The organism is Stutzerimonas stutzeri (genome assembly GCF_000952685.1).
GTDB classification, from domain to species: domain Bacteria; phylum Pseudomonadota; class Gammaproteobacteria; order Pseudomonadales; family Pseudomonadaceae; genus Stutzerimonas; species Stutzerimonas stutzeri_E.
Window position 1 is genome coordinate 115,499 of sequence record NZ_JYHV01000026.1, and the last position, 9,305, is coordinate 124,803.

Below are 9,305 nucleotides of genomic sequence, written 5' to 3' on the forward strand. Positions count from 1 at the left end.
CTAACGGCGCGACACCTCTGCTAGGCAGTCACGCGGCCCGCTGATCGACCCCAAAATGCCCCGCCCGGCTCCCGGTGCGGGGCATTTTACTGTCAGGCCGGCGAGCCACCGAATGCAGTGCGCAGACGGCCTGCCAGCCAGCCCCCGCCCACGTTGATCATCAGGCCCAGCATCACCAGTAACGCGCCGATGGCCTGCAACAGGCCCAGATGCTCGTCCAGCAACAGCGCCGCCGAGGTCAGCCCGACGACCGGCACCAGCAGCGAGAACGGCGCCACGGTGTTGGCCGGGTATCGCGACAGCAACCGGCTCCACAAGCTATAGCCAAGAATAGTCGCGCCGAAGGCCAGGTAAATCAGCACCAGCATGGAGCTCAACCCGAACCCGCGCAGCGCGCTTTCTATCACCTGTGGACCTTCCAGCAGCCAGGACAGGAAGAAAAACGGAATCGGGGGAATGAGGCTGCCCCACACCACCAGCCCCACCAGATTCACCTTGCCGACCTTGCGCGTGACGATGTTGCCCAGCGCCCACATCGACGCCGCACAGATGGTCAGCACGAACCCCGCCAGGGTCATGCTGCGGTCGCCTTGCATACCGATCAACACCAGGCCGCCTGCGGCGATCAGCAGTCCGATCAGGTTGGTGGCGCGCAGCCGCTCGCCTAGAAACAATGCCGCGAAGAACAGCGTGAAGAACGCTTGCGATTGCAGCACCAGCGAAGCCAGCCCAGCCGGCATGCCGACCTTCATGGCCGAGAACAAGAAGGCGAACTGCCCCAGCGATATGGTCGCGCCGTAGGCGAGCAACCAGCGCAGCGGCATCTGCGGTCGCTTGATGAACAGAATGGCGGGAAACGCTGCGAGCATGAAACGCAGCGCCCCGAGCAACATCGGCGGGATATCGTCCAGGCCGATCTTGATCACCACGAAGTTCATGCCCCAGACGATGATCACGACCAGGGCCAGCAGCAGGTCCTTGGGCGACATGGCAAGCTTCTCCGCAGGCAAAGACCTCATTAAAGCCTTAGCACGATGCGCGTGCACACATACAGCAAGCGCGCAAATTGACCATACAGTCGGCACCATCCGGTGGCCCCCGGTAACCGAATGCCACGGCGTTTGAAGACTGCGCGCAGGCCGTGCCTGCATGCCCTGCAAGGGCTAGAATTGATACCTGACGGCGAAACCATCAATCCGTACACATCACGAGAGTAACCATGGGCGCACAGTGGAAAGCGAAACATAAGGAAGCAGCAGCTAACGCGAAGGGTCGCACCTTCGGCAAGCTGTCGAAGGAAATCATGATTGCCGCGCGCAGTGGCGCCGACCCGGACATGAATCCTCGCCTGCGTCTGGTGGTCGAGCAGGCAAAGAAGGCCTCGATGCCGCGCGAAACGCTGGAACGTGCGATCAAGAAAGGCGCAGGGCTGCTCGGCGAAAGCGTCCACTACGAACGCACCACCTATGAAGGTTTCGCCCCACATCAGGTGCCGCTAATCGTTGAGTGCCTGACCGACAACGTCAACCGCACCGTGGCCGAGATCCGCGTGCTGTTTCGCAAGGGTCAGCTCGGCGCGTCCGGCTCGGTGGCCTGGGACTTCGATCATTGCGGCATGATCGAAGCGGCACCGGCCTCCGCGGACGCCGATCCGGAGCTGGCCGCCATCGAAGCCGGCGCGCAGGATTTCGAAGCGGCCGAAGACGGTGCCACGCTGTTCATCAGCGATGTCGCCGATATGGATGTGGTCTGCCGCGCCCTGCCCAAACACGGCTTCAATGTGCAATCGGCGCAGCTCGGCTATCGTCCGAAGAACCCGGTCACGACCTTGACCGACGCTCAGCTTGAGGAAGTCGAAGCCTTTCTCAACGCTATCGACGCCCATGATGACGTACAGAATGTCTACGTCGGTCTAGCGGGGTGACAGGCGATCCGGTGCGGAACAAATCAGGACGAAGCGAACGATGAGCACGAACAAACCGAACACGCCCTACGCCCAACGCGAACAGGGCTATCGCGAAAAGGCACTGAAGATGTACCCCTGGGTCTGCGGTCGCTGTGCCAGGGAGTTCTCCGGCAAGCGGCTGAGCGAGTTGACGGTCCACCACAAGGACCATAACCACGACAACAACCCAGAAGATGGCTCGAACTGGGAACTGCTCTGCCTGTATTGCCACGACAACGAGCACTCACGCTATACGGACAATCAGTATCACGCCGAAGCCAGGCCGGGCAGCGACCTGGGTCCGAAGGAAACCTTCAAGGCCTTCGCCAATCTGGGCGATCTGCTCAAGAAAAAACCGGACTGATCCCAATCCGGCATCTCAACGCCGGTCACTTCACCAGCAGTACCGGCACCGAGACCTCATGAACCACGCGGTTGGCAACCGAACCCATCAGCATGCCGGTAAAACTGCCCAGGCCGCGTGTACCCATCACCACGGTGTCGCATCCGAACCGCTCCACCGCATCGTTCACCTGCTCGGCCACGTTGCCCAGAATCGCGTGGGTCTGATGCGCGATCCCGGCCGTCTGCAACGCCGCAGCGGCTTCTGTCAGAGTACGGCGCGACTTGTCGAGAAAACTCTTGTTCAGCTCTTCAACCGTATCCGCCGTGACGAACTCACCATAGAGCACCGGCTCCTGCTGCACATTCAAGACATGCACCTGGAGCGACTTAGGCGCATCGGTGGCGAAATCGATGATGTACTGCAGTGCTCGTTTGGCGTTGTCCGAACCGTCGTAAGCTAGAAGAATGTTGCGCATAGTGGGCCTCCATCAAGTAATGAAAACAGCATAGACCAACACCCAACAGGATCTGACTGCTGGAATCGCATCCATTGCTCTGGATCAATCCCCGGCGGTAAAGCCTCCATTTCAAGGTCAGCTTATGAATACAATCGTTCCGTTTGGCGTCGGTGACGCCTCATTCCAGGCCGCTGGCGGCGAGGCCGGCATCGAGAGGCTGGTTGCCGATTTCTATCGAATCATGGACGAAACCGAAGCAGCCAATTGCGTGCGTCGCCTGTACCCGCAGGACCTGAGCAATTCACGCGAACGGCTGGCGGCGTTTCTCAGCGGCTGGCTGGGAGGGCCGCGCCGTTACGCGGAGAAATTCGGCAGCATCAGCATCCCGCAATTCCATACGCGTTGGACGGTAGGCGAAATCGAGCGTGATGCCTGGCTCGAATGCATGGCCCAGGCCATTGCCAGGCAGGGCTATTCAGCGGACTTTGCCGACTATCTGCTGGTGCAGTTACGAGTGCCGGCAGAGCGCATTCTCCAAGCCGGGCGGCGAGGTTGCCCAGTGCATCCGTAGTAGTCACCGCCTATACCCAAGCGACCCGATGGGCTGAAGGCCGAACCCTGGGCATATCGCTGCGTCATACCTGTGTGGGGCAAGACGCACGTCCTGCGGCATCCGGAATTCCGCATAACGCAGCCAGGTAACTGACATGAAGATCCGCTTTGCTTCGGTCAACGAGCAGAAAATTCGCGAGACAGGAGAGTTTCTTAGGCAGAACGGCGTCGAGATCATCAACTTTCCGGTACGCATCGTTGAAACGCAGACCGAGGATCTGAACCTGCTGGTCAGCGATAAGCTGCTGCAAGCCTTCAAGCTGATAGGCAAGCCGGTTTTCGTAGAGCATTCCGGTCTGTTCATCAATAGCCTGAATGGTTTTCCCGGTGGGCTGACCCAAACGTTCTGGAACCGTTTGCATGCGGTGCGCTTCTCTGAACTGATCGGTAATCTGGAGGATCCCTCAGCGGTGGCACGCACCCTGATCGGCTACTGCGACGGCCGCAAGCGGCACTTTTTCAAGGGCGAGGTCGCTGGCAGGATTTCCCGTGAGCCGGCGGGAGAAGAAGGCTTCGAGTGGGACAACGTGTTCGTTCCGGACGGCTATTCCTGCACCTTCGCCGAATTGGGTGGCGTGCATAACGACTTGTCCATGCGCAAGCAGGCATTGGAAGCCTTTATCACTCATTTGCGTGGGATCTGAGAGGTAGTCGATGCAGAAGCTGTTGGAGGCGTATCGGAATAACCGTCTGATCCTTTTCGTAGGTTCCGGCGTATCAGCGAATATCGGGCTGCCGCCATGGCGAAAGCTGATAGACGAAATCGCTCAACAGCTTGATTACGACCCGGACGTTTTCGATACCTATGGAAACTTCCTCTCGCTCGCCGAATATTATCGGATCAAGAAAGGCAACATCGGCCCGCTGCGCAGCTGGATGGACCGTGAATGGCATAAGAACATCGAGATTCGCAACTCTGAGATTCACCGCCTGATCGTTCAGGGCCGATTTCCGGCCATATACACAACCAATTACGACCGCTGGCTCGAGAACGCCCACGATGCGCATGGCGTCGGTTACATCAAGATCGCCAATGCAAGTGACTTGGTAAAGGCCCGCGACGGCGTCCGGCAAATCGTAAAGTTTCACGGCGACTTCGATGATGACGACTCGATCGTGCTGGATGAGACAAGCTATTACGAACGGTTGCAGTTCGAAACACCACTCGATATCAAATTACGCGCCGACACCTTGAGTAAAGCCGTTCTGTTTATCGGCTACAGCCTCTCCGATACCAATATCCGATTGTTGTTCTACAAACTATCGAAAATGTGGAATGAGCATGAGACTGTTGGAGTCCGACCGATCTCATATGTTTTCTCGCACAAGCCCAATCCGGTGCAGGAAGAAATTCTCAGCCAATGGGGTATCCGAATGATCACCTCGGAAGATGATGAACCTGGATTGGCCTTGCAAAACTTTTTGAAGATGCTGACGGAGAACTGATCAAACCGCTCGCCAGGCAGGTAATGGAACGGCTGAGTGCGATGCCACAGGGGCATCGCACTCGTCGGCCTCAGTAGTTATAACCAATACCAACGCTGTAGAAGAACGCGCCATCATCGTAACGATCGCGCGCATCGCTCCCACTTTTGAACAGGAATTGATATTCAGCCATTGCGGTGACGAAGGTCTTATCCTGCACCCAATACTTGATGCCAAGCTCTGGCCCGCCCATGAACGTCTCGTCAACCTCTTCGCCGTAGATGCCGCCGGCACTCACACCGATAAACGGACGAGTCTTGCCACTGCCAAAGTGATAGTCGTAAAACACACGGGTCGAGCCGTCGAACTGGACACTTTCTCCCTCTGAGTCTCGTGCATTTACGGTTTGCCGGATGCCCCACATGGAAGCCTCATCCAGATAAGTACCCCAACTACCCTGTACGGAGAACACTGTATCGTCGAAGTCCTTATCACTACTGCCCGCGCCGCTTAAGGTAACTTCGCGATCACCTGCCACCGGAGCGGCAACGGCGAGCGCTGGAAACATGGCGGCTACCAGGAGGGAAGTTTTGAAAAGTCGGTTCATGACAACACCTCTTGTTCTAGCTATGGCGGAATACGCAATTGCGCGATGCGCATAGTTAGTGACATGGGCATGTATGAACTGTTCACTTTATTTTAGGTATGTCTATCAATTTATTGATTATTAACGATATTTATTTTAGATTATCCGTTTCGCTAGTTATAAAACCACACCGACCTGACCGTTCCAAGTGCTCTTCCACACATCAAACGAAACAGCAAATCAGAAACTAACGAAACGATTAATAACGCAAACCATACGGCAATATCAGTCAACCCGAGCGCTAATACCTTGCGTCGAATCGTCTGGCAATGGTTCATCTTCCGGATCGCTGTCGAACTGTCGCCCCATGGCAATACGCAGCCATACCGGTATCAGCAACAGGCCTAGCGCCACACATACCCAGCCGAGCAAAGCACTGCTCTCCGGTGAAGGAAACATCAAGCGACCCACACCGACCAATAAGGAGAATAGCGAAATTGCCGTGATCGCAACGGCTGATAGCCGCGTACCAAGCGCCTTGACCGACACCGTTGCGGCTACGCCGTTGAGCATTGCCGCGTGCTGCCAGAAACCAAACGGGCGCACCCGGCGATAGAAGCGCTTGAGCGTTGCATCGTCAGTCGCAGGCGTGACGAAGGTGACCAGGATGGCTGCGGTCGTGGTGACCAGCGCCATGATGCCGAGGCGCACCCACTCGCGCTCCGGATCAGTACCCAGATAGTAAAGCAGCAAAGGCGCAGTGATCAGCGAAACGCCCATTGCGGTCAGTTCCGAATAGAGATTGATACGCTCCCAGAGCCATCGCAGCACCAATACCGACCCCATACCCGCCCCGAACAATAGCGAAATGAACCAGGCAGTCTGGATCGAGCCCAGATTCGCCATGATAATCATCGCGATGATCAGAATCAGCACGTTGGACAACCGCGCCACGATCACCAATTCGCGGTCCCGTGGCTTGCGTTTCAGCACATGTGGTGCAAACACACCGCCATAAACGTCGTTGCTCCAGTAGGAGGCGCCCCAGTTGAGATGCGTATCGACGGTGGAGGCCAGTGCAGCCAGCAGGCCAACCAACATCAAGCCGCGCACACCCGGCGGCAGCAGGTCTTCGATACCCTGCACGAAAAGCGCTTCACGCCCTGCGGTGAAACCGTCGCCGGCCATTTCTCCCGGCGTGAACGGATAGAGCACCAACAGGCCGATCGCAATAGCCATCCAGAACAGGCTGCGCAGAAAAATCTGCAACCAGGTGAACACCAGGCCGGCAATGCGCGCATCGCGGTCAGTCGGACACGCCATGCTTCGCTGCGCGAGATAGCCGGTGCCGTCGGAATTCATCTGAAAAAACCATTGCAGTCCGACAATCACCAAAAACGGCATTAGTGCCTCGCCTGCATCGGCGGGCGGTGCGAAGGACAACATCTTGCTGGCCTGATCGGCGCCATAAAGCTCGACAATGCGATCCGTCAGCCCACCTAGGCCACCAGCAGCATCAACGACGAACCAGGCATATAGCAACGTGCCTATCATGGCCAAGCTGAACTGCATCACATCCGTCTGGACCACGGCCCGCAATCCACCGGTAATCGAATACATGGCGGTGAACGAGAGAATCAGGAGAATAGATATCAGGTTATTGGCGCTCATCATCGCCGGGCTCAGTCCGGTGATGCTCTCGCCAAGCTGAATCCCGGCACTGGAAACGAAACTCACAATGGGCTCGTAGAGCCCTGCCGGCAGCCAAAGATGCCAAGGCAGAAATACCTCGGCGATGCGGATGGCTGCTACCAATACCATCGCCAGCACCACGCAGTTGATTACCGTACCGTAGTAGATCGCCTTGAGCAGGCGCAGCGGCGTGACGCCCTTGCCGCTATATCGCACGCGGGTCAGCTCGGCATCGGTCAATACGCCGGCACGTCGCCAGCACACCGCAAACACGAATGCCATTAGCAGGAATGCGAGGCCGTAGATCCAAAGGCGCCAAAGGGCAAAGACGCCGGCGGTAGCAACCAGGCCGGTTACCAGCAGAGGCGTATCGGCCGCGAACTGGGTCGCGGCCATGGAAAATCCCGCCTTCCAGCCTTTAATCGTTCGACCCGCAAGGAAATATTCGTCGAGGCTTTGGGACGCCTTGCCCCGTGCGCGCAAGCCAGAACCCAGACCATAGAGAATGAAGGCCGCCACTATCGCTAGATCCAACATATTGTTATGTCCTTGTTGGAGGGCTGTTCGCTTAAGAACCTGCGCAACGGCGAAAAATTGCATACTTCGGATGAACGGAACGAACGCCCCCTCAGCCAGCCGTAGAGCGCTGGCAGCCCCCCCTACGGCAAGCATCGGTTACCATGCGCAGCGTCGTCAGGGAGCACTCATGTCCGAACTCCAGCTGCGTCGGCTTTCAATTGCCTGCCACCCGTTGCTCAATAAGTTCTACCGAGCCCACGGCACCCACATGCGGGTGCCAGCCCGCGCCCGCTGTTGGGTTGCGGGGCATCCGGATATTGTCGCAGGGCTGTGCCTGAGTCCCGTGGATGACGGCCACTGGCTGACTGGGTTACTGGTCGCGCCCAGCCGGCGCGACCAAGGTCTGGCGAAACGCTTAGTGACCCGGGTCTTGGCCGAGTGCGGAGGCCCTGTCTGGCTGTTCTGTGAACCCAAGCTAATGGCGTTTTATCAACATCTGGGCTTCAGCGAAGCCACGACACTGCCCGAGGCATTAGCCTCCCGCCTACATCGCTACAACCGAAACAAGACGCTCATGGCCCTATGGCACGATAACGAGAGAGATCGCATGACCTCCACTGTTCTGAAAATTGCTACGGCCTGTCTGCTCGATGACAGCGGTCGAGTACTGGTCGTACGCAAACGCGGCACTCGCCTATTCATGTTGCCTGGCGGCAAGATCGAACCTGGGGAGATTCCGTTGCAGGCACTCAAACGTGAGCTTCGAGAGGAGTTGGATCTAGCAATAGAAGCGTCGCAGCTGCGGTCGCTGGGCCACTTCCAGGCGCGTGCAGCCAACGAGCCGGATCACTGGGTGCAGGCCGATGTCTTCGTCGGTCGGCTGGTAGACAAGGTACGGGTTCAGGCCGAGATCGAGGCACTGGACTGGCTTGAACTGCAGGCACAGCAACAGGAACATCTCGCCCCACTGCTGCGCGAACAGGTGCTCCCCGCGCTAATTCAGCGACTGGCTGAGGAGAGAAACTGAAAGGGCAATCCCTGGCGGTTCTAGCCTATGGGGAGATGGGATCGCTTGCTGGAAAGGTTTCTTCCAGTGCTTCGTCCAGGTGATCTTCATCAGCCTCGTCTGGGCGGCGTTTGATCTGGTCTTCCTGGTCTTGCCCGGGCTGGGTAGGTTCGTTCGGGTCGTTGCCGTTCATGGTGAATTCCTCTGAGTTGTGTCACCCACGTTAGGCCTCTCAAGAGACCAGTCGTTCGGCAAACCGGCACCGCCAAATCGTAGGCAAAAAAAAGGGGCGGGGTTTAAGCCCCGCCCGCCTCCTTCCCTACTTCCCTTTTTTCCTACTCATCGTCCTGATGAAACCGCATCCAGCGGCTGTTCCAGACCGACATCCTTGCCGGCTGTACTTGTCCTTAAGTACGGGTGCGATATTAAGGCTTTGGACGACAACAGCAACTCGGAAAAATGCATGATGGCAATTGGGTCTTTATTTTACTAGTTATAAAATTCTTTATAAATCATACACATAGCTGTTTAGATTTTCTCAAAGGCGATCGTCTTGGATGCTTTTTCGGGCATTGCTTACACATCTTGTAAGCGAATGCTTACATACCGAGAAGCTTCAACGGAAAGACGGCGGAGCGAGGGTTAACCCTATCGATTGATTCGCCTCCACCTCCGCATTCAAAAGCGCCATGGCAAAGTGTCCATAACGGGTGAGGA

At 57.2% G+C, this 9,305-nt stretch carries 11 protein-coding genes; 6 read left to right on the forward strand and 5 right to left on the reverse strand.

What is annotated here, in order from left to right; genetic code table 11:
- Window positions 1-92: 92 nt before the first annotated feature.
- Complete coding sequence (locus UF78_RS14525) at window positions 93-989, reverse strand: EamA family transporter (RefSeq protein ID WP_045162922.1); 897 nt, start codon at window positions 987-989, stop codon at window positions 93-95.
- Window positions 990-1,219: 230 nt separating this feature from the next.
- Here UF78_RS14525 and UF78_RS14530 point away from each other — a divergent pair, with 230 nt between their 5' ends.
- The gene (locus tag UF78_RS14530) at window positions 1,220-1,924 is read left to right on the forward strand and encodes a YebC/PmpR family DNA-binding transcriptional regulator (RefSeq protein WP_045162923.1); all 705 of its coding nucleotides are present in this window, start codon (window positions 1,220-1,222) and stop codon (window positions 1,922-1,924) included.
- Between the two features lie 40 nt (window positions 1,925-1,964).
- Window positions 1,965-2,309, forward strand: a complete 345-nt coding sequence (locus UF78_RS14535; protein WP_045162924.1) for a YajD family HNH nuclease — start codon at window positions 1,965-1,967, stop codon at window positions 2,307-2,309.
- A gap of 25 nt (window positions 2,310-2,334) precedes the next feature.
- On the opposite strand, the gene UF78_RS14540 is transcribed toward UF78_RS14535, so the two are convergent.
- A complete protein-coding gene (locus UF78_RS14540) occupies window positions 2,335-2,766 on the reverse strand; it encodes a universal stress protein (protein ID WP_045162925.1) in 432 nt (143 codons plus the stop codon).
- 124 nt (window positions 2,767-2,890) lie between these two features.
- Between UF78_RS14540 and UF78_RS14545 the strand changes: the two genes are divergently transcribed.
- The 3 genes from UF78_RS14545 to UF78_RS14555 all read left to right on the forward strand — a co-directional run bounded on the left by UF78_RS14545 (window position 2,891) and on the right by UF78_RS14555 (window position 4,806).
- Window positions 2,891-3,319: a group II truncated hemoglobin gene (locus UF78_RS14545; protein ID WP_045162926.1), complete on the forward strand. Its 429-nt coding sequence runs from the start codon at window positions 2,891-2,893 to the stop codon at window positions 3,317-3,319.
- 136 nt (window positions 3,320-3,455) lie between these two features.
- A complete protein-coding gene (locus tag UF78_RS14550; protein WP_045162927.1) occupies window positions 3,456-4,004 on the forward strand; it encodes a non-canonical purine NTP pyrophosphatase in 549 nt (182 codons plus the stop codon).
- Window positions 4,005-4,014: 10 nt separating this feature from the next.
- Window positions 4,015-4,806 carry an SIR2 family protein gene (locus UF78_RS14555; protein ID WP_045162928.1) on the forward strand — a complete coding sequence of 264 codons (792 nt, stop codon included), beginning with the start codon at window positions 4,015-4,017 and terminating at the stop codon, window positions 4,804-4,806.
- 70 nt (window positions 4,807-4,876) lie between these two features.
- Here the strand turns inward: UF78_RS14555 and UF78_RS14560 are convergent, their stop codons facing one another.
- Together UF78_RS14560 and UF78_RS14565 are read right to left on the reverse strand one after the other, a co-directional pair.
- Complete coding sequence (locus UF78_RS14560; protein WP_045162929.1) at window positions 4,877-5,392, reverse strand: hypothetical protein; 516 nt, start codon at window positions 5,390-5,392, stop codon at window positions 4,877-4,879.
- 264 nt (window positions 5,393-5,656) lie between these two features.
- Window positions 5,657-7,600: a sodium:solute symporter family protein gene (locus UF78_RS14565; protein WP_045162930.1), complete on the reverse strand. Its 1,944-nt coding sequence runs from the start codon at window positions 7,598-7,600 to the stop codon at window positions 5,657-5,659.
- Between the two features lie 169 nt (window positions 7,601-7,769).
- On the opposite strand from UF78_RS14565, the gene UF78_RS14570 reads away from it, so the two are divergent.
- The gene (locus UF78_RS14570) at window positions 7,770-8,609 is read left to right on the forward strand and encodes a GNAT family N-acetyltransferase (protein ID WP_045162931.1); all 840 of its coding nucleotides are present in this window, start codon (window positions 7,770-7,772) and stop codon (window positions 8,607-8,609) included.
- A gap of 25 nt (window positions 8,610-8,634) precedes the next feature.
- Here UF78_RS14570 and UF78_RS22905 read toward each other — a convergent pair whose 3' ends face one another.
- Entirely contained in the window at window positions 8,635-8,781 is a 147-nt protein-coding gene (locus tag UF78_RS22905) for a hypothetical protein (RefSeq protein WP_155397653.1), read from the reverse strand.
- Window positions 8,782-9,305 lie beyond the last annotated feature (524 nt).

Bases quoted from the DNA above. Each gene is read 5' to 3' on its own strand.
- UF78_RS14525 (WP_045162922.1), bottom strand. From the start codon at position 989: ATGTCGCCCAAGGACCTGCTGCTGGCCCTGGTCGTGATCATCGTCTGG.
- UF78_RS14530 (WP_045162923.1), top strand. From the start codon at position 1,220: ATGGGCGCACAGTGGAAAGCGAAACATAAGGAAGCAGCAGCTAACGCG.
- UF78_RS14535 (WP_045162924.1), top strand. From the start codon at position 1,965: ATGAGCACGAACAAACCGAACACGCCCTACGCCCAACGCGAACAGGGC.
- UF78_RS14540 (WP_045162925.1), bottom strand. From the start codon at position 2,766: ATGCGCAACATTCTTCTAGCTTACGACGGTTCGGACAACGCCAAACGA.
- UF78_RS14545 (WP_045162926.1), top strand. From the start codon at position 2,891: ATGAATACAATCGTTCCGTTTGGCGTCGGTGACGCCTCATTCCAGGCC.
- UF78_RS14550 (WP_045162927.1), top strand. From the start codon at position 3,456: ATGAAGATCCGCTTTGCTTCGGTCAACGAGCAGAAAATTCGCGAGACA.
- UF78_RS14555 (WP_045162928.1), top strand. From the start codon at position 4,015: ATGCAGAAGCTGTTGGAGGCGTATCGGAATAACCGTCTGATCCTTTTC.
- UF78_RS14560 (WP_045162929.1), bottom strand. From the start codon at position 5,392: ATGAACCGACTTTTCAAAACTTCCCTCCTGGTAGCCGCCATGTTTCCA.
- UF78_RS14565 (WP_045162930.1), bottom strand. From the start codon at position 7,600: ATGTTGGATCTAGCGATAGTGGCGGCCTTCATTCTCTATGGTCTGGGT.
- UF78_RS14570 (WP_045162931.1), top strand. From the start codon at position 7,770: ATGTCCGAACTCCAGCTGCGTCGGCTTTCAATTGCCTGCCACCCGTTG.
- UF78_RS22905 (WP_155397653.1), bottom strand. From the start codon at position 8,781: ATGAACGGCAACGACCCGAACGAACCTACCCAGCCCGGGCAAGACCAG.